This is a genomic window from Mycobacterium seoulense (genome assembly GCF_010731595.1).
Lineage (GTDB): Bacteria > Actinomycetota > Actinomycetes > Mycobacteriales > Mycobacteriaceae > Mycobacterium > Mycobacterium seoulense.
This window is the reverse complement of record NZ_AP022582.1, coordinates 3637668-3656499: the sequence shown is the minus strand read 5'-3', so window position 1 is coordinate 3656499 and position 18832 is coordinate 3637668. Positions and strand designations below refer to the sequence as shown.

Genomic DNA, 18832 nt, shown 5'->3' with positions numbered 1-18832 from the left:
TTGGTGGCCGTGGCCCTGAATATTGCCGATCTTGCCGAGCACGCCATCGACGCTGTGCCTGACCGTGTCGCCCTCATCTGCGGCGACGAGAAGTTGACCTACGCCGAGTTGGAGGAGAAGGCCAACCGGCTGGCGCACTACCTGATGGATCAGGGCGTCAAGAAGGACGACAAGGTCGGGCTGTACTGCCGCAACCGCATCGAGATCGTCATCGCCATGCTCGGCATCGTCAAGGCGGGCGCCATCCTGGTGAACGTCAACTACCGCTACGTCGAGGGTGAGCTCCGCTACCTGTTCGACAACTCCGACATGGTCGCGCTGGTCCACGAGCGGCAGTACTCCGACCGGGTGGCCAACGTGCTGCCGGACACCCCCGACGTCAAGACGATCCTGGTCATCGAGGACGGCTCGGACAACGACTACCAGCGCTACGGCGGCGTCGAGTTCTACTCGGCGATCGCGCAGGGCTCGCCCGAGCGCGACTTCGGCGAGCGCAGCGCGGACGACATCTACCTGCTCTACACCGGCGGCACCACCGGCTTCCCGAAGGGCGTGATGTGGCGCCACGAGGACATCTACCGCGTGCTGTTGGGCGGAACCGACTTCGCCACAGGCGAATTCGTCAAGGACGAGTACGACCTGGCCAAGGGGGCGACCGCCAACCCGCCGATGGTGCGCTACCCGATTCCGCCGATGATCCACGGTGCCACCCAGTCGGCCACCTGGATGTCCATCTTCTCCGGCCAAACCACCGTGCTCGCACCGGAATTCAACGCCGACGAGGTGTGGCGCACGATCCACGAGCACAAGGTGAACCTGCTGTTCTTCACCGGCGACGCGATGGCGCGCCCGCTGCTCGACGCGCTGCTGGCAGCACAGGAAGGGGCAGAAGGCGAAGCATACGACCTGTCGTCGCTGTTCCTGCTCGCCAGCACCGCGGCGCTGTTCTCGCCGAGCATCAAGGAGAAGCTCCTCGAGCTGCTGCCCAACCGGGTCATCACCGACTCCATCGGCTCCTCGGAGACCGGATTCGGCGGCACCAGCATCGTCGCCAAGGACGCGCCGCACAGCAGCGGCCCGCGGGTGACCATCGACCACCGCACCGTCGTGCTCGACGAGGAGGGCAACGAGGTCAAGCCCGGCTCCGGGGTGCGCGGCTTCATCGCCAAGAAGGGCAACATTCCGGTCGGCTACTACAAGGATGAGAAGAAGACCGCCGAAACGTTCAAGACCATCAACGGTGTCCGCTACGCGATCCCGGGCGACTGGGCCATGGTCGAGGAGGACGGCACCGTGACGATGCTGGGCCGCGGCTCGGTGTCGATCAACAGCGGCGGCGAGAAGATCTATCCCGAAGAGGTCGAGGCGGCGCTCAAGGGCCACCCCGACGTCTTCGACGCGCTGGTGGTCGGCGTGCCCGACCCGCGCTACGGACAGCACGTGGCCGCCGTCGTGCAGCCGAGGCCGGGGTCCCGGCCGACGCTGGCCGAACTGGACCGCTTCGTGCGCTCCGAGATCGCCGGATACAAGGTGCCGCGCAGCCTTTGGCTGGTTGACGAGGTCAAGCGCTCGCCCGCGGGCAAACCGGATTACCGCTGGGCCAAGGACCAGACCGAGGCGCGGCCCGCCGACGACGTGCACGCCGCTCACGTGAGCGCTTGACCGATTTCGTCAAGCAACACCCGGGGGCCCCGGCCGGCTACTTCGCCTGGGAAGCCGCGGGGCTGCGCTGGCTTTCGGCCGTCGACGGTGGCGTGCCGTGCGCACAGGTGATTTCCGTCGGCTCGACGAGCCTGACCCTGCGGCGGCTTGATTCGGTGACACCGACCCGCGAGGCGGCCCTCGCGTTCGGCGGCCGGCTCGCGGTCATGCACCACGCGGGCGCCCCGGCGTTCGGCGCCGGGCCGGACGGCTGGGACGGGGCCGGATTCTTCGGGCCGCTGTCGCAGCCGTTGCCGATGTCGCTGTGCCGGCACGCGCGCTGGGGCGAGTTTTACGCCGAGGAGCGGTTGGCGCCGATGGCCGAGCTCGCCGCGGCGCGGCTGGACGCTGCCACCCGCCGTGCGATCGATTCGGTGGTAGCGCGCTGTCGCGCGGGCGACTTCGACGACGACGACCCGCCGGCCAGGCTCCACGGCGACCTGTGGGGCGGCAATGTGATGTGGACGCCCGACGGGGTGGTACTGATCGACCCGGCCGCCCACGCCGGCCATCGCGAGACCGACCTGGCGATGCTCGCACTGTTCGGGTGCCCGCACCTCGAGGCAGTCCTCGACGGTTACCAGCGGGTGCGATCGCTGGGACCGGGCTGGCGCGACCGCGTCGGGCTGCACCAGCTGTTCCCGCTGCTGGCGCACGTCGTGTTGTTCGGCTCGGGCTACGCGCGGCAGACACATGCCGCCGCGCGCAGCGCGTTGGCCGCCTAATCTTTCGGTGGCTTACAGTCGTCGCAATGACGATCGACGTATGGATGCAGCACCCGACGCTGCGATTCCTGGGCAGCGACATGCTGGCCTCGCTGCGGCGCTGGACCGGTGGGTCCATTCCGGACACCGAGATCCCCATCGAGATGACCGTCGCATCGATGGACGCCGCCGGGATCCAACTCGGCTTGCTCAGCGCGTGGCGCGGTCCACGCGGCCAGGATCTGATCTCCAACGACGAGGTTGCCGAGTGGATCAGCCTGCACCCGAAGCGGTTCGCGGGCCTGGCCACCGTGGACCTGGACCGCCCGATGGAGGCGGTCCGCGAACTGCGGCGACGGGTCGGCGACGGCTTCGTCGGCCTCCGGGTGGTGCCGTGGCTATGGGAGGCACCGCCCACCGATCGCCGCTACTACCCGCTGTACGCCCAGTGCGTGGAGTCCGGGGTGCCGTTTTGCACCCAGGTGGGTCATACCGGTCCCCTGCGGCCCTCGGAGACCGGCCGTCCGATCCCGTACATCGACCAGGTGGCCCTGGACTTCCCGGAACTGGTGATCGTGTGCGGGCACGTCGGCTACCCGTGGACCGAGGAGATGGTCGCCGTGGCCCGCAAGCATGAGAACGTCTACATCGACACGTCGGCCTATACCCTCAAGCGGCTGCCGCCGGAGCTCGTCCGGTTCATGAAAACCGGTACGGGGCAACGCAAAGTGCTGTTCGGCACCAATTATCCGATGATCGCGCCGCTCCGCGCGCTGGAGGCCCTCGACGAACTCGGGCTCAGCGAGGACGGGCGCCGCGACTTTCTCCACGCCAACGCCGAACGCGTTTTCAAACTGGAGGCAGTCACGTGAACGGTGCCCAGGCCCTGATCAACACCCTGGTCGACGGTGGCGTCGACGTGTGCTTCGCCAACCCGGGCACCTCGGAGATGCACTTCGTGGCCGCGCTGGACACCGTGCCGCGAATGCGCGGCGTGCTGGCCCTGTTCGAGGGTGTCGCGACCGGGGCGGCCGACGGCTACGCCCGCATCGCCGGTCGGCCGGCGGCGGTGCTGCTGCACCTGGGGCCCGGACTGGGCAACGGTCTGGCGAACCTGCACAACGCCCGGCGCGCCCAGGTGCCGATGGTGGTGGTCGTCGGCGACCACGCCACCTATCACAAGAAGTACGACGCCCCTTTGGAATCCGACATCGACGCGCTGGCCGGCACGGTCTCGGGGTGGGTGCGCCGCACCGAACACACCGCCGACGTCGCGTCCGACGCCGCAGAGGCGATCGCGGCCAGCCGCTCCGGCCCGCGGATCTCGACGCTGATCCTGCCCGCCGACGTGTCCTGGTCGGACGGGGCGCAAGCGGCCGGCGCCCTGCCCGCGCAACCCGCGGGGGCCGAGCCCCGGTTGGCGTTCGAGGCCATCGAGGTGCTGCGTTCGGGGGAACCCACGGTGCTCATGATCGGTGGCGACGCCACCCGCGGGCCTGGCCTCGCCGCCGCCGCTCGGATCGCGCAGGCGACCGGGGCCCGGTTGTTGTGCGAGACGTTCCCGGCGCGGCTGGAGCGCGGCGCGGGCGTCCCCGCGGTCGAGCGACTGGCGTATTTCGCCGAGGCCGCCACCGCCCAGCTGGACGGCGCCAAGCATCTGGTGCTGGCGGGCGCGAAGTCGCCGGTGTCCTTCTTCGCCTACCCGGGCATGCCCAGCGACCTCGTCCCGGCCGGCTGTGAGGTGCATCTGCTCGCGGGGCACAGCGGTGCCGCCGAGGCGCTGGCCGCGGTGGCCGACGAGGTGGCGCCCGGAACCGTGGCGCCCGTCGCGGATGCGGCGCGGCCGCAACTGCCGACGGGTGCCCTGACGTCCGCGTCGGCGGCCGACGTGGTCGGGGCGCTGCTGCCGGAGGGGGCGATCGTGGTCGACGAGTCCAACACCTCCGGTGTGCTGCTCGCCCAGGCCACGGCGGGAGCGCCGGCCCACGATTGGCTGACGCTGACCGGCGGTGCGATCGGGTACGGCATCCCGGCCGCGGTGGGCGCCGCGGTGGCCGCCCCCGACCGCCCGGTGCTCTGCCTGGAATCCGACGGGTCGGCGATGTACACGATCTCCGGGCTGTGGACCCAGGCGCGGGAAAACCTGAACGTGACCACGGTGATCTACGACAACAGCGCCTACGACATCCTGCGGATCGAGTTGGCACGGGTAGGGGCGGGATCGGCTCCCGGCCCCAAGGCGCTTGACCTCCTCGACTTGTCGCGCCCCACAATGGATTTCGTCAAGATCAGCGAGGGGATGGGAGTGCCGGCGCGGCGCGTCACCACCGCCGAGGAACTCGCCGACGCGCTGCGTCGCGCCTTGAACGAGGCGGGCCCGCACCTGATCGACGCCGTGGTGCCGTCAATAACGGGCTAGGCCGGGGAGTCGGCTGAGGACCCAGTCCGACATCGTGTTCACGACGTCGACGCCCGTCTCCAACACGCCGTCGTGCACCCTGGCGGCCAGCGCCACGCCCCAGTTTCCCGACGGCGTGGGCACGATCCCGAACTGCCGCACCAGGTAGTCACCGTTGATCCCGGGCCCCCAACCGCCTTTCGCGGCAAAGCCTTTGGCGGCGAGCCCCCAGCGATGGCCGCTGGTGAGCCGCTGCATCAGATCGATCACGTCGGCCGAACCGGGGATCGAAGCCAGCTCGGCCGCGAACCGGGCCTGCCGCTGCAGGGTCCACTGCGTTTGCCCGAACGCGGTATATCCCCGCCGAAGCCGGCGCGATTCGACCACCGTGGCGGTATCACCGCCTTCGGCGATCACACCTTGCACGCGCCGTGCCGCTTCCTCCGGATCGCCCAAGTGGGACCACAATTGCTCGGATGCACGATTGTCGGATTCCGTGATCGCCTTGACCGCGAGATCCTTGGCGCGCAGCCAATCGCTGCGCAGCGCCGCGATCGCCAGCGGCACCTTGATCGTCGACCATGCGACACCGGACCACCAGCGGCCCAGCGAGTAGGTGCGATCCGGTCGGGCGATCGCGACGCCGACGTCCGCCGCCACGGCGGCGGACAGCTGATCGAAGCTCGCTTCGAGCGCGGTCTCCAGGGGCCGAGAAGTCATGCGCTGATCAGGACCAACCATCGCGCCTCCTTCGGTCCGGCATGTCGGTGCCCCGTCGCATTATCGTCGACAGTCGCAACGCGCAGCGCGAGACGGGCGACGGCGCGCCGCTACCTGGGCGGCAGCGGCGGCAGCGGTGGTGACTCCTCCTGCGGGGGAGGCTGCCACGGTTCGCGTTCCGGCATCTGCGGCGCCCACACCAGCGGCGGTGGCGGCGGCAGGGGAGGCGGGGGTGGCGCCGGCTCCGCCGCCGCGCCACCGGCACCGAACCCGAACGCGGCAGCGCCGAGGGACGCGACAAGGGCGGCCCCGGCGATCACCTCACGTATCTTCATCAAGCACCGGCCTTCCCCTCGCCGTTTGCGGCTGGATCCGTACCACGGGATCTTCGCAGTCGACACCCTGCGCCGCCAACTGGCGCTTGAGCACCTTGAAGGTCACCGTGCGGGGGAGTTGCCGGCTGACCCTGACGTACGACGGCCACTGCTTGGGCCCGAGGTCGGGCTGTCCGGCCAGGAATCCGCGGAACTTCTCGGCGTCGAATTCGGCCCCGGGCGTCATCACCACCGCGGCCATGACCTGGTCACCGACCACCGGATCCGGCACCGCGTACACGGCCACCTCCGTCACGTCGGGGTGGCGCAGCAGCACCCGCTCGATCGGGGCGGCGCCCAGGTTTTCGCCGTCGACCCGCATCCAATCACCAAGCCGCCCGGCAAAGTACGCGTAGCCGTCGTCGTCCCGGTAGGCGAGGTCGCCGGTGTGGTACACCCCACCCGCCATCCGCTCGGCCTCGGCGGCCTCGTCGTTGTAGTAACCCTCGAATCGGCCCGGCCCGGCGGTGTTCACCAACTCGCCGACGACTCCCGGCGCGCAGGGCTCACCGGTGTCGGGGTCGACGATCTCGACGCCCTCGGGCAGCGGTCCCAGCGCCCCGTCCGGGGTGTCGGGGGTGCGCGCGATCGCCACCCCGCCCTCGGTGGAACCGAAGCCGTCCTGCACGACGCAGCCGAACCGGCGCGCGAAGCGTTCGACATCGCGGGGCACACCCTCGTTGCCGTACACCGCTCGCAGGGGGTTGTCCGCGTCGTCGGGCCGCTCGGGTGTGGCGAGCACATACGACAGCGGCTTGCCGACGTAGTTGGCGTAGGTGGCGCCGAAGCGGCGCACATCCGGCAGGAAGTTGGATGCCGAGAACTTGCGCCGCAACGCCAATGAGCCCTGGCAGGCCGCCGCCACCGCCCAGCCGACCAGCACCGCGTTGGAATGAAAGAGCGGCATCGACACATAGCAGACGTCGTCGCGCCCGAGGTCGAATCGCTGGGTCATCGTCACCCCCGCGATCGCAACCTTGCCGTGGCTGCACTTCACCGCCTTCGGCTCGCCACTGGTGCCCGAGGTGAAGATCAGCATGAAAAGGTCGGTGGCCGTCGCGGATCGGAAACGCGGCTCGGCATCCCGATGCGCGGCCACCTCGTCGGCCCACTCGGTGGAATCGACGTCCACGTGGGCGATGTCGCCCAGCGCGGCGGCCGAATTCGAGTCGGCCAGCACCACTTGGCAATCGGCGTGGGCGATGTCGCGGGCCAGCGCGTCGCCGCGGCGCACCGGGTTGAGCCCCACCGGCACGATCCCGGACATGCCGGCCGCCGCCAGCATCGCCGAGAAGAACGGGGTGTTCTCCAGCAGCACCCCGACGTGTGGTGGCTTGGCCGGGTCGAGGCGGGCGCGCAGCGCCGCCGCGATCGCGGCACCGTGGCGCAGGTGATCGCGCCAGCTGGTGTACGAGTCCTCGAAGTGGACGCCCCGGTCGTCGATCTCGGCAAGCGGTACCAGCAGTTTGGTGACCGTCGGATCGGCAGGCAGGCTCAACGACGCGCCTAGGCAGGGGTTTCGGCCAGCTCGCGACCGATCCGGCGCAGCTGACCGGTGGCACCGCCCAACGCGAACTCGGCCTCCTTGGCGGCCAGGAAGTAGCGGTGCACCGGGTGATCGGTGTCCACCCCGACGCCGCCGTGCACGTGCACGATGGTGTGCGCCACCCGGTGCCCCGCGTCGGCGGCCCAGAACGCGGCGCTGGCCACGTCGATGTCGGCCGGGACATCCTCGGAGACCTTCCACGCCGCCTGAGTGAGCGTGAGCCGCAAGCCTTTGACGTCGATGTAGCCATCGGCCAGCCGCTGTGACACCGCCTGGAAGCTGCCGATCGGGCGATCGAACTGCTCGCGCTCGCGGGCGTACTCGGCGGTGAGCTGCAACCCGCGTTCCAGCACTCCGAGCTGGAAGGCGCTGCGGCCCAGAGCCGCGAGCGTGTCGAGCCAGACGACGACCTCGGCGCCGCCGACCATCCGCGCTCCGTCCACTCCGGTACCGTCCAGCGCCAGGTGCCCGACGCTGCCCAGGCCGGTGGTCTCCATCGCGGTCACCGAAACCCCGGGATCATCGGCGGCGACAAGGAAAACAGCTGTGCCGGAATCGGTCTCGGCCGGAACGAGGAACGCGTCGGCCACCGGCCCGAAACCGACCTGGGTGCGAGTGCCGGTGAGGCGGTAGCCGTCACCGGCGCGGGTGGCCTGCACCGGTCCCTCACCCATCTCGCCGAGGAGCGCGACGGCGAGGACCTTCTCGCCGCTGACCGCCGGGGTGCCCCAATCCTGTTGCAGCTCTTCGGTGCCGAAGCGGGCCAGCGCGCCGGCACCCAGCATCACCGAGTCCAGATACGGAACGGCCGCCAGCTGATGACCCAACGCCACCAGGATCGCGACCTGCTCGAGCACCCCGAATCCGTCGCCGCCGACCGAGGTGGCCGCGGCGCTGGTCAGGATGCCGGCGTCGATGAGCTTGCTCCAGAGCTCGCGGTCGAACCTCTGGTCGAGCTTGTCGAGTTCACGCTGGTGCTCCGGCGTGCACACCGAGTTCACGATCGTGTCGACCAGGCCACCGAGATCGTTCGCCGCTTCTGTTGTCGAAAAATCCATCGATGTTCGTCCTTAAAGAGAGGGGGTCAGCGGTACTCAGCGGTTCCGGGGCAGTCCCAGCGCGACCATCCCGATGATGTCGCGCTGCACTTCGTTGGTGCCGCCGCCGAAGGTCAGGATCAGGCAGGCGCGGTGCATCCGCTCGACCCGGCCGCGCAGCAGAGCGCCCGGCGAATCCTGGCGCACGGTCGCCGCGGTCCCCAGCACCTCCATCAGCAGCCGGTAGGCCTCGGTGGCCAGCTCGGTGCCGTACACCTTGGCCGCCGACGCGTCAGCCGGCCCCAGCGAGTCGTTGGCCGACGACGCCAGCTCCCAGTTGATGAGCTTGAGCACCTCGGCCTTGGCGTGCACGCGGGCCAGGTTGATCTGCACCCACTCCGAGTCGATCAGGCGGGCGCCACTGGAATCCTTGGTGTTCTGCGCCCATTCGCGGACCTCGCGCAGCGCCATGAAGATGGGCGCCGGCGACACCAGGGCCACGCGCTCGTGGTTGAGCTGGTTGGTCACCAGCTTCCAGCCGCCGTTTTCCTCGCCGATCAGGTTGGTCACCGGCACCCGCACGTCGGAGTAGTAGGTAGCGCTGGTGTCCGGCCCGGCCATGGTGTGCACGGGTGTCCAGGAGAAACCCTCGGCGGTCGTCGGCACGACCAGCATCGAGATGCCGCGGTGCTTCTTCGCTTCGGGGTTGGTGCGGACCGCGAGCCAGACCCAGTCGGCGTAGGCGATCAGGCTGGTCCACATCTTCTGGCCGTTGATGACGTAGTCGTCACCGTCGCGCACCGCGGTGGTGCGCAGGTTGGCCAGGTCGGTGCCGGCGCCCGGCTCCGAGTAGCCGATGGAGAAGTGCAGCTCACCGGCGGCGATCTTGGGCAGGAAGAATTTCTTCTGCTCGTCGGTGCCGAACGCCATGATCGTCGGCGCCACGCTGTTGATCGTCAGGAACGGCACCGGGGCGCCGGCGATGGCCGCCTCGTCGGTGAAGATCAGGGAGTCCATCGGGGAGCGGTCCTGCCCGCCGTACTCCTTGGGCCAGTTCAGGGTCAGCCACCCGTCCTTGCCCATCTGCGCGACGGTCTCGCGATAGACGTTGCCCGTCCCGTACTCGCCCTGGACGGAGCTCAGCGCCTCGCGGCGCTCCGGCGTCATAAGCGTGGTGAAGTACGACCGCAGTTCGCGACGCAGCTCCTCTTGTTCAGGGGTATAACTGATGCGCATTCCAGCCGTCCTTTGTTAACGTGACACGCCTCGATTAGCCGACGTTACTCGGCCGACAACTACCCATTCGTCTTCCCGGTTGTAACACGTTCTAGTCTGAGATTCCAGCGACCGTTTCCCCAGCGGTATCGGGGCCCTATGGTGGACCTACATACTGATGGGGCGTGTCCTCAGGTTGAAGGCCAGGTGCAAGGAGGGTGCTGTGCGGGTGATCGTCGACCGTGACCGGTGTGAAGGCAACGCCGTGTGCATGGGAATCGCGCCGGATATCTTCGATCTGGACGACGAGGATTACGCGGTCGTGAAGCTCGACCCGATTCCACCCGACCAGGAGCAGCTGGCCGAGCGGGCGATCGCCGAATGCCCGCGCGCCGCGCTGTTGCGGGGCGAGTAACCCGAGCCCGAGTGCGCCACCAGAAACTAGAGGTATTCATAAATTGACTAGCAGTACGAACGCGACCGATCTGTCCGGGAGGGTCGCGGTGGTGACCGGTGCCGCCGCGGGACTGGGGCGCGCCGAGGCTCTCGGCCTGGCCCGGCTCGGCGCCACCGTGGTGGTCAACGACATCGCGGCCGCGCTGGATGCCTCCGACGTCATCGACGAGATCAACTCGGCGGGTTCGAAGGCCGTCGCGGTCGCCGGCGACATCAGCGAACGCGCGACCGCCGACGAGCTGGTCGCCCAGGCCGACAGCCTGGGTGGGCTGGACGTGGTGGTCAACAACGCGGGGATCACCCGCGACCGGATGCTGTTCAACATGTCCGACGAGGAATGGGATCTGGTCATCGCCGTGCATCTGCGTGGCCACTTCCTGCTGACCCGCAACGCGGCCACCTACTGGCGCTCGAAGGCCAAGGAAGCGGGGGGAACCGTCTTCGGCCGCCTGGTCAACACCGCGTCGGAGGCGGGGCTGGTCGGCCCGGTCGGTCAGGCCAACTATGGCGCCGCCAAGGCCGGCATCATCTCGCTCACCCTGACCGCCGCCCGGGCGCTGGGCCGCTACGGCGTGTGCGCCAACGCGATCTGTCCGCGCGCCCGCACCGCCATGACGGCCGACGTCTTCGGTGCCGCACCGGAAGTGGAGCCGGGCGGGGTCGACCCGCTGTCGCCCGAGCACGTCGTCAGCCTGGTCAAGTTCTTGTCATCGCCGGCCGCCGCAGAAGTCAACGGTCAGGTCTTTATTGTTTACGGGCCGCGGGTGACACTGGTTGCGGCGCCGACCGCGGAGCACCAATTCAGCGCCGAGGGGCCGGCCTGGGACCCCGCACAACTGGGCGCAACGCTGCGCGAGTACTTTGCTGGGCGGGATCCGGAGCGGAACTTTTCCGCGGTCGGACTGATGGAGCAATAACCGTCTGAGGTTACTTTGTGGGGGGGAATCAGCAGGTAGAACGTGTGTCAGTTTGGAATGCAGTAACGCCGTCTGACCTGGCAAATTAACGTTTTGGACAAAGAAATGCTCTTCATTGACACCGTTAACTTGTTCTGAGTTAATATGATCCGGCTCACACCGAGCCGCATGCGACGGAAGAAAGCGCAAAGGCGACGCATAGCCTTCGCCGCGAGCAGCCGAGGGGGGTAGTCGAGTTGATGCAACAACTTGCGGTTCCCGCCCGTGCCGTCGGCGGGTTCTTCGAAATGATGATCGACACCGGCCGCGAGACTTTTCGCCGGCCGTTCCAGTTGAGCGAGTTCCTGGAACAGACCTGGATGATCGCGCGCGTGTCGCTGGTCCCGACCCTGCTGGTGTCGATCCCGTTCACCGTCCTGGTGGCGTTCACCCTCAATATCCTGCTGCGCGAAATCGGCGCCGCCGACTTGTCCGGCGCCGGAACGGCGTTCGGCACCATCACCCAGTTGGGTCCGGTGGTGACCGTGCTCGTCGTGGCCGGTGCGGGAGCCACGGCGATCTGCGCCGACCTGGGTGCGCGCACCATCCGCGAGGAGATCGACGCGATGCGGGTGCTCGGCATCGACCCGATCCACCGGCTGGTGGTTCCCCGCGTGCTGGCCTCCACCGTCGTCGCGCTCTTGCTGAACGGCCTGGTGTGCGCCATCGGTTTGTCCGGTGGCTACGTGTTCTCCGTTTTCCTGCAGGGCGTCAACCCCGGGGCGTTCATCAACGGGTTGACCGTCCTGACCGGTCTGCGGGAACTGGTGCTCGCCGAGGTCAAGGCGCTGCTGTTCGGGGTCATGGCCGGGCTGGTCGGTTGCTACCGCGGGCTGACCGTCAAGGGCGGCCCCAAGGGCGTCGGCAACGCGGTCAACGAAACCGTCGTCTACGCGTTCATCTGTCTGTTCGTCATCAACGTGGTGATGACGGCCATCGGTGTGCGGATCTCGGCGAAGTGAGTACTCGATGAGCTACGACGTCACCTACCGGCTGCGCAACCTCGCCCTACGGTTCCAGGAGCCGGTCGACGACTTCGGTGAGCAGGCCTTGTTCTACGGCCAAACAGTGCGTCACGTGCCCCACGCGATCACCAAGTACCGCAAAGAGACGGTTCGGCTGATCGCCGAGATGACGATGGGCGCCGGGGCGCTGGTCATGATCGGCGGCACGGTCGGCGTCGCGGCCTTCCTGACGTTGGCGTCCGGCGGGGTCATCGCCGTGCAGGGGTACTCCTCGTTGGGAAACATCGGCATCGAGGCGCTGACCGGTTTCTTGTCGGCGTTCCTGAACGTCCGGGTGGTCGCGCCGGTGATCGCCGGCATCGCGCTGGCGGCCACGATCGGCGCCGGCGCCACCGCGCAATTGGGCGCCATGCGGGTGTCCGAGGAGATCGACGCGGTCGAATGCATGGCGGTGGAATCGGTGTCCTATCTGGTGTCCACCCGGCTGATCGCCGGCCTCATCGCGATCATCCCGCTGTATTCGCTGTCGGTGCTGGCCGCGTTCTTCGCCGCCCGGTTCACCACGGTGTACATCAACGGGCAGTCCAAAGGCCTCTACGACCACTACTTCAATACCTTCCTCATCCCGTCGGACCTGCTGTGGTCGTTCCTGCAGGCGATCGTCATGTCCATCGCGGTGATGCTCGTCCATACCTATTACGGCTACAACGCCAGCGGCGGGCCGGTCGGCGTCGGGATCGCGGTCGGTCAGGCCGTGCGGACCTCGCTGATCGTCGTCGTCGTCATCACCCTGTTCATCTCACTCGCTGTCTACGGCGCGTCCGGTAACTTCAACCTCTCCGGGTAAGAGGACCGCTCAAGAGACATGGCAGAAACAGAAACGCGACGTACCTCCGTCCGGCTGGCAGCCGCGGTGCTGGCCGGCCTACTGGTGGCGTTCGCGGTCGTGACCTACCTTTCCTACACAGCGGCATTCGCCTCGGTCGACAAGGTCACCGTTTCGGCCCCTCGGGCCGGGCTCGTGATGGAGAAGGGCGCCAAGGTCAAATACCGCGGCATCCAGATCGGCAAGGTCGAGGCCATCGACTACTCCGGTGACCAGGCTCAGCTGACGCTACGCATCAACAGCAACGACATGCGTTTCATCCCGTCCAACGCGGTGGTGCATATCGCCGGGAACACCATCTTCGGCGCCAAGGCGGTGGAATTTCTTCCGCCGCAGAACCCTTCGCCGACCTCGCTGCACCCCGACGCGCACGTCGCGGCGTCGGCGGTGCAGCTGGAAGTCAACACCTTGTTCCAGTCGCTGATCGACCTGCTGCACAAGATCGACCCGGTCGAGCTGAACGGCACGCTGAGCGCGCTGTCCGAAGGTCTGCGCGGTCACGGCGACGACTTCGGCAGCATCTTGTCGGGCCTGAACACCCTGACGCGCCAGACCAACCCGAAACTGCCTGCGCTGCAGGAGGACTTTCGCAAGGCGGCGGTGGTCACCAACGTCTACGCCGACGCCGCCCCGGACCTGAACACGGTCTTCGACAACCTGCCAACGATCAACAAGACGGTCGTCGACCAGCAGAACAACCTCAACGACACGCTGCTGGCGACGATCGGCCTGGCCAACAACGCCTACGAGACGTTGGAGCCGGCCGAACAGAACTTCATCGACGCCATCAACAGGCTGCGGGCCCCGCTGAAGGTGGCCGCCGACTATTCACCGGAACTGGGCTGCCTGTTCGCCGGGATCGAGCGCGGTATCAAGGAGTTCGCCCCGTTGCTCGGTGTCCGCAAGGCGGGCCTGTTCACGTCCTCGAGCTTCGTGCTGGGCGCGCCGTCGTACACGTATCCGGAGTCCCTGCCGATCGTCAACGCCTCCGGAGGCCCGAACTGCCGGGGCCTGCCCGACATCCCGACCAAGCAGACCGGCGGATCTTTCTACCGTGCTCCGTTCCTGGTCACCGACAACGCCAACATCCCCTACGAGCCGTTCACGGAACTGCAGTTCGACGCGCCTTCGACGCTGCAGTTCTTGTTCCACGGCGCCTTCGCAGAACGGGATGACTTCTGATGGCGGCCGGGAGCATGCCGACGCACCGCTCGATGATGATCAAGGTCAGCATCTTCGCGGTGGCCATGCTGATCGTGTCGGCGGGACTGGTGGTGGTCTTCGGCGACTTTCGCTTCGGCCCCGAAAACACTTACCACGCAACGTTTACCGATGTCTCGAGGTTGAAGGCCGGCCAGAAGGTGCGCATCGCCGGCGTGCCCGTCGGTGCGGTGTCCGGTGTGAAGCTCAACCCGGACAACACCATCGACGTGACGTTCGGACTCGACAAGCGCTATACGCTCTATTCCTCCACGCGCGCGGTGATCCGCTACGAAAACCTGGTCGGCGACCGGTATCTGGAGGTCACCTCCGGACCGGGAGAATTGCGAAAGCTGCCGCCGGGCGCGACGATCAACGCCCAGCACACCCAGCCCGCGCTGGATCTCGACGCGCTGCTGGGCGGCCTGCGGCCGGTGCTCAAGGGTCTGGACGCGGACAAGGTGAACACCATCAGCAGCGCGGTTATCGAATTGCTGCAGGGGCAGGGTGGCGCGTTGTCCAACGTGCTGGCCGACACCAGCGCGTTCTCCTCGGCGCTGGGCCAGCGCGACCAACTCATCGGTGACGTGATCAACAACCTGAACACGGTGCTCAAGACCGTCGATGCGCGCAGCGCGCAGTTTTCGGCCAGCGTCGACCAGTTGCAGCAATTGATCAGCGGGCTGGCCAAGAACAAGGACGACATCGCGGGCGCCATTCCGCCGCTCGCCTCGACGACGACGGATCTGACCGAGCTGTTGCAGAATTCGCGCCGACCGCTGCAGGGCATCCTGGAGAACACCCGGCCGCTGGCGACCGAATTGGACAACCGCAAGGCCGAAGTCAACAACGACGTCGAGCAGCTGGGCGAGGACTACCTGCGGCTGGCCGCCCTGGGCGCCTACGGATCGTTCTTCAACATCTACTTCTGCTCGGTGACGATCAAGATCAACGGCCCGGCCGGCAGTGACATCCTGCTGCCCCTTGGTGGCCAGGTGGATCCCAGCAAGGGGAGGTGCGCTTTTGCCAAGTAACGCAAAGCGTGAGCGCGATCCGCTGCGCACCGGCATCTTCGGGGTGGTGCTGGTGGTGTGCGTCGTGCTCATCGCATTCGGCTACGCGGGCCTGCCGTTCTGGCCGCAGGGCAAGATCTACGACGCCTACTTCTCCGACGCCGGCGGCATCAATCCCGGTAACGCGGTGTATGTCTCGGGCTTGAAGGTCGGGAAGGTGACATCGGTCGGTCTGGCCGGGGACAGCGCCAAGATCAGTTTCAGCGTGGACCGGCACGTCGCCGTCGGTGACCAGTCGCTGGCGGCGATCCGCACCGACACCATCCTCGGTGAGCGCTCCATCGCGGTGAGCCCGGCCGGCAGCGGCAGAGCAACCACCATCCCGCTGAGCCGGACGACCACGCCGTACACGCTCGCCGGTGCGCTCGAGGACCTGGGGCAAAGCGCCAACAACCTGAACAAGCCGCAGTTCGAGCAGGCGTTGAACGTGCTGACCGACACGCTGCAAGGCGCAACCCCCGAACTGCGCGGTGCCCTCGACGGTGTGACGACGTTGTCGCGCACCCTCAACCGCCGTGACGAGGCGCTGCAAAGCCTTCTGGCGCATGCGAAGTCGGTGACCGGCGTGCTGTCCCAGCGCGCCGACCAAGTCAACAAACTTGTCGACGACGGCAACGAATTGTTCGCCGCGCTCGACGAGCGGCGCGCCGCCCTCGGGCGGTTGATTTCGGGGATCCAGGGACTCTCGGCACAGATCTCCGGCTTCGTCGCCGACAACCGCAAGGAGTTCGGTCCCGCACTGAGCAAGCTCAACGACGTGCTGAGCAATCTCAACGAGCGCCGCGACTACATCACCGAGGCCCTCAAACGGCTGCCCACCTATGCCACCGAGCTGGGCGAGGTCGTCGGGTCCGGACCGGGATTCAACGTCAACGTCTACGGTGTGATCCCCGCGCCGCTGCTGGCGACGATGTTCGACTTCTTCTACCAGCCGGGCAAGATGCCGGCCAGCCTTGCCGATTATCTGCGCGGATTAATCCAGGAGCGCTGGATCATCAGGCCGAAGTCGCCATGATGCAGCGGATCGCCGGCAGCCGGGGGCTGCGCTACACCACCGCCATCGCGCTCATCGCGGTGTTGGTGGGCGGCGTGTATGTGCTGTCCTCGACCGGCAATACGCGAAGCATCGTCGGCTACTTCACTTCCGCGGTCGGGCTCTACCCCGGTGACCAGGTCCGCGTTCTCGGGGTTCCGGTGGGTCAGGTCGACACGATCGAGCCGCGGCCCTCCGACGTCAAGATCACCATGTCGGTGTCCAAGGACGTGAAGATCCCGAAGGACGCCCAGGCCATCATCATGTCGCCGAACCTGGTGGCCGCGCGGTTCATTCAGCTGACGCCCGCGTATACCGGTGGGGCCGTGCTGCCCGACGGCGGGAGCATCGGCCTGAGCCGCACCGGGGTGCCGGTGGAATGGGACGAGGTCAAGGAGTCGCTGACGCAACTGGCCGTTCAGCTCGGTCCCACCACGGGATCGATGCAGGGGCCGTTGGGCCGGGCGATCAACCAGGCCGCGGACACGCTCAACGGCAACGGCGAGTCTTTCCACGACGCCTTGCGCGAACTCTCCCAAGCCGCTGGGCGGCTGGGGGATTCGCGCAGCGACATCTTCGGCACGGTCAAGAACCTTCAGGTTCTTGTCAACGCGCTGTCGGCCAGTAACGAGCAGATCGTCCAGTTCGCCGGAAACGTCGCCTCGGTGTCGCAGGTGCTCGCCGACAGTTCACGTCACCTCGACAGCACCCTGGGCACGCTGAACAAGGCGCTCTCCGACATCAGGGGATTCCTGCACGAGAACAACTCGACCATCATCGATACGGTCAACAACCTCAACGACTTCGCCAAGACCCTGAGCGACCAGAGCGAGAACATCGAGCAGGTGCTGCACGTGGCGGGCCCCGGCATCGCCAACTTCTACAACATCTACGACCCGGCGCAGGGCACCCTCAACGGACTGCTGTCGATACCCGAATTCGCCAACCCCGTGCAGTTCATCTGCGGTGGGTCCTTCGAGACGGCCGGCGGGCCGCGCGCGCCCGACTACTACCGGCGCGCGGAACTGTGTCGTGAGCGGCTGGGTCCCGTGCTGCGCCGGCTCACCGTCAACTACCCACCGATCATGTTCCACCCGCTCAACACGATCACTGCCTACAAAGGCCAGATCATCTACGACACCCCGGAAACCCAGGCGAAGTCGGCCACTCCGGTCCCCGAGCTGACCTGGATCCCGGCCAACGGTGGCAAGACGCCGCCCGCCGCCCAGAACCCGGCGGACCTGCAGGCCTTGCTGGTTCCGACGGCACCGCAGGCCGGCCAGGCGCCGGCGCCGGCCTTGGGGAATGCCGGACCCGCGCCGGGACCGGCTCCGGGCAGCGCCTTCGGGCCCCTCCCGGGGCCGCCGCCGGGCCAGGCGACGCCGCCTGCCGGCCAGGGGGGCGGCTGATGAACCGAATGTGGTTGCGTGGCGGCGCTTTAGCGGCGGGTAGCGCGCTGCTGGCGGGCTGTCAATACGGCGGTCTGAACTCCCTGTCGATGCCGGGTACCGCCGGTCATGGCGGTGGCGCCTACTCGATCACCGTCGACCTGCCCGACGTGGCGACGCTGCCGCAGAACTCGCCCGTCATGGTCGACGACGTCACCGTCGGCAGCGTCTCGGGCGTCCAAGCCCAACAGCGGTCCGACGGATCGTTCTACGCGGCGGTGAAATTGTCGTTGGACAAGAATGTCGTGCTGCCGGCCAACGCCACGGCGACGGTTGCGCAGACGTCGCTGCTGGGTTCGATGCACATCGACCTGGCCCGTCCCAAGGACAAGCCGGGTGTCGGCCGACTGACCGACGGGTCGAAGATCTCCGAGTCCCACACCGGCCGTTATCCCACCACCGAAGAGGTGTTGTCGGCCCTCGGCGTCGTGGTGAACAAGGGTAACGTCGGTGCGCTGGAGGAGATCACCGACGAGACGTATCAGGCCGTCGCCGGCCGGCAGGACCAGTTCGCCGACCTCATCCCCCATCTGGCGGAACTGACCGCGGGACTCAACCGGCAGGTCAACGACATCATCGATGCCCTCGACGGCCTGAACCGATTCTCCGCGAGCCTGGCCCGCGACAAGGACAACCTGGGCCGGGCGCTGGACACGCTGCCCGACGCGATTCGCGTGCTCAACAAGAACCGCGACCACATCGTCGAGGCGTTCTCCGCGCTCAAGAAACTGGCGACGGTGACCTCGAACATCTTGGCAAAGACCAAGGTGGACTTCGCCGCCGACCTCAAGGACCTGTACGCGGTCGCCAAGGCGCTGAACGACAACCGGAAGAACTTCGTCACCTCGCTGCAGCTCTTGCTGACGTTCCCCTTCCCGAACTTCGGTATCAAGAACGCGGTGCGGGGCGACTACCTCAACGTGTTCACCACCTTCGACCTCACGCTCCGCCGGCTCGGTGAAACTTTCTTCACGACGGCGTATTTCGACCCGAACATGGCCCACATGAACGAGATCCTCAATCCGCCCGACTTTTTGGTCGGCGAATTGGCCAACCTGTCCGGACAGGCCGCCGACCCGTTCAAAATTCCGCCCGGCACGGCTTCAGGACAGTAGGGGGC

The 18832-nt window shown here is 67.4% G+C and carries 18 protein-coding genes; 13 read left to right on the top strand and 5 right to left on the bottom strand.

The genetic code is table 11. The annotated features are described in order from the left end of the window. Positions 1-3 precede the first annotated feature (3 nt). Genes G6N37_RS16915 through G6N37_RS16900 form a run of 4 tightly spaced genes read left to right on the top strand, consistent with a single transcriptional unit; the run spans position 4 to position 4824 of the window. Complete coding sequence (locus tag G6N37_RS16915) at positions 4-1662, top strand: acyl-CoA synthetase (RefSeq protein ID WP_163682109.1); 1659 nt, start codon at positions 4-6, stop codon at positions 1660-1662. Then, positions 1659-2426 carry a fructosamine kinase family protein gene (locus tag G6N37_RS16910; RefSeq protein ID WP_163682106.1) on the top strand — a complete coding sequence of 256 codons (768 nt, stop codon included), beginning with the start codon at positions 1659-1661 and terminating at the stop codon, positions 2424-2426. The genes G6N37_RS16915 and G6N37_RS16910 overlap by 4 nt, the downstream gene beginning before the upstream one ends. A 26-nt stretch (positions 2427-2452) precedes the next feature. Continuing rightward, positions 2453-3277, top strand: coding sequence for an amidohydrolase family protein (locus tag G6N37_RS16905; RefSeq protein WP_163682104.1), 825 nt, complete (start codon positions 2453-2455; stop codon positions 3275-3277). Continuing rightward, positions 3274-4824, top strand: coding sequence for an acetolactate synthase large subunit (locus G6N37_RS16900; protein ID WP_163682102.1), 1551 nt, complete (start codon positions 3274-3276; stop codon positions 4822-4824). The genes G6N37_RS16905 and G6N37_RS16900 overlap by 4 nt, the downstream gene beginning before the upstream one ends. Here G6N37_RS16900 and G6N37_RS16895 read toward each other — a convergent pair. The 5 genes from G6N37_RS16895 to G6N37_RS16875 all read right to left on the bottom strand — a co-directional run bounded on the left by G6N37_RS16895 (position 4810) and on the right by G6N37_RS16875 (position 9716). After that, positions 4810-5523, bottom strand: a complete 714-nt coding sequence (locus G6N37_RS16895) for a serine hydrolase (protein WP_163685127.1) — start codon at positions 5521-5523, stop codon at positions 4810-4812. The two genes, G6N37_RS16900 and G6N37_RS16895, sit on opposite strands and share 15 nt — an antisense overlap. A 110-nt stretch (positions 5524-5633) precedes the next feature. Then, positions 5634-5858, bottom strand: coding sequence for a hypothetical protein (locus G6N37_RS16890; RefSeq protein WP_163682100.1), 225 nt, complete (start codon positions 5856-5858; stop codon positions 5634-5636). After that, positions 5845-7389, bottom strand: a complete 1545-nt coding sequence (gene fadD17, locus G6N37_RS16885; RefSeq protein ID WP_163685126.1) for a long-chain-fatty-acid--CoA ligase FadD17 — start codon at positions 7387-7389, stop codon at positions 5845-5847. Before fadD17 ends, G6N37_RS16890 begins: the two co-directional genes overlap by 14 nt. Before the next feature lie 14 nt (positions 7390-7403). Further along, on the bottom strand, positions 7404-8501 hold the full coding sequence (locus tag G6N37_RS16880) for an acyl-CoA dehydrogenase family protein (RefSeq protein ID WP_163682098.1): 1098 nt from the start codon (positions 8499-8501) through the stop codon (positions 7404-7406). A 36-nt stretch (positions 8502-8537) separates the two neighbouring features. Next, on the bottom strand, positions 8538-9716 hold the full coding sequence (locus G6N37_RS16875; protein WP_083167781.1) for an acyl-CoA dehydrogenase: 1179 nt from the start codon (positions 9714-9716) through the stop codon (positions 8538-8540). A gap of 202 nt (positions 9717-9918) precedes the next feature. Between G6N37_RS16875 and G6N37_RS16870 the strand changes: the two genes are divergently transcribed. The 9 genes from G6N37_RS16870 to G6N37_RS16830 all read left to right on the top strand — a co-directional run bounded on the left by G6N37_RS16870 (position 9919) and on the right by G6N37_RS16830 (position 18827). Then, entirely contained in the window at positions 9919-10110 is a 192-nt protein-coding gene (locus tag G6N37_RS16870; RefSeq protein ID WP_083167786.1) for a ferredoxin, read from the top strand. 43 nt (positions 10111-10153) lie between these two features. After that, positions 10154-11068, top strand: a complete 915-nt coding sequence (locus tag G6N37_RS16865) for a 3-oxoacyl-ACP reductase (protein WP_163682096.1) — start codon at positions 10154-10156, stop codon at positions 11066-11068. 236 nt (positions 11069-11304) lie between these two features. Next, complete coding sequence (locus G6N37_RS16860) at positions 11305-12069, top strand: MlaE family ABC transporter permease (RefSeq protein ID WP_083167801.1); 765 nt, start codon at positions 11305-11307, stop codon at positions 12067-12069. 7 nt (positions 12070-12076) lie between these two features. Beyond that, positions 12077-12919 carry an MlaE family ABC transporter permease gene (locus G6N37_RS16855; protein ID WP_083167805.1) on the top strand — a complete coding sequence of 281 codons (843 nt, stop codon included), beginning with the start codon at positions 12077-12079 and terminating at the stop codon, positions 12917-12919. An 18-nt stretch (positions 12920-12937) separates the two neighbouring features. Then, positions 12938-14140, top strand: coding sequence for an MCE family protein (locus tag G6N37_RS16850; protein ID WP_163682094.1), 1203 nt, complete (start codon positions 12938-12940; stop codon positions 14138-14140). Then, positions 14140-15192 (top strand): virulence factor Mce family protein, encoded by a 1053-nt coding sequence (locus G6N37_RS16845; protein WP_163682092.1) that lies wholly within the window; start codon positions 14140-14142, stop codon positions 15190-15192. Before G6N37_RS16850 ends, G6N37_RS16845 begins: the two co-directional genes overlap by 1 nt. After that, positions 15182-16246 carry a virulence factor Mce family protein gene (locus tag G6N37_RS16840; RefSeq protein WP_163682090.1) on the top strand — a complete coding sequence of 355 codons (1065 nt, stop codon included), beginning with the start codon at positions 15182-15184 and terminating at the stop codon, positions 16244-16246. The genes G6N37_RS16845 and G6N37_RS16840 overlap by 11 nt, the downstream gene beginning before the upstream one ends. After that, entirely contained in the window at positions 16243-17673 is a 1431-nt protein-coding gene (locus G6N37_RS16835) for a virulence factor Mce family protein (RefSeq protein ID WP_163682089.1), read from the top strand. Before G6N37_RS16840 ends, G6N37_RS16835 begins: the two co-directional genes overlap by 4 nt. Next, a complete protein-coding gene (locus G6N37_RS16830) occupies positions 17673-18827 on the top strand; it encodes a virulence factor Mce family protein (protein WP_163682087.1) in 1155 nt (384 codons plus the stop codon). The genes G6N37_RS16835 and G6N37_RS16830 overlap by 1 nt, the downstream gene beginning before the upstream one ends. The last annotated feature ends 5 nt before the right edge of the window (positions 18828-18832 follow it).

Excerpts from the sequence above, each read along its gene's own strand:
- G6N37_RS16880 (WP_163682098.1), bottom strand. The coding sequence starts at position 8,501 with ATGGATTTTTCGACAACAGAAGCGGCGAACGATCTCGGTGGCCTGGTC.
- G6N37_RS16845 (WP_163682092.1), top strand. The coding sequence starts at position 14,140 with ATGGCGGCCGGGAGCATGCCGACGCACCGCTCGATGATGATCAAGGTC.
- G6N37_RS16875 (WP_083167781.1), bottom strand. The coding sequence starts at position 9,716 with ATGCGCATCAGTTATACCCCTGAACAAGAGGAGCTGCGTCGCGAACTG.
- G6N37_RS16835 (WP_163682089.1), top strand. The coding sequence starts at position 16,243 with ATGATGCAGCGGATCGCCGGCAGCCGGGGGCTGCGCTACACCACCGCC.
- G6N37_RS16905 (WP_163682104.1), top strand. The coding sequence starts at position 2,453 with ATGACGATCGACGTATGGATGCAGCACCCGACGCTGCGATTCCTGGGC.
- G6N37_RS16855 (WP_083167805.1), top strand. The coding sequence starts at position 12,077 with ATGAGCTACGACGTCACCTACCGGCTGCGCAACCTCGCCCTACGGTTC.
- G6N37_RS16895 (WP_163685127.1), bottom strand. The coding sequence starts at position 5,523 with ATGACTTCTCGGCCCCTGGAGACCGCGCTCGAAGCGAGCTTCGATCAG.
- G6N37_RS16850 (WP_163682094.1), top strand. The coding sequence starts at position 12,938 with ATGGCAGAAACAGAAACGCGACGTACCTCCGTCCGGCTGGCAGCCGCG.
- G6N37_RS16890 (WP_163682100.1), bottom strand. The coding sequence starts at position 5,858 with ATGAAGATACGTGAGGTGATCGCCGGGGCCGCCCTTGTCGCGTCCCTC.
- G6N37_RS16830 (WP_163682087.1), top strand. The coding sequence starts at position 17,673 with ATGAACCGAATGTGGTTGCGTGGCGGCGCTTTAGCGGCGGGTAGCGCG.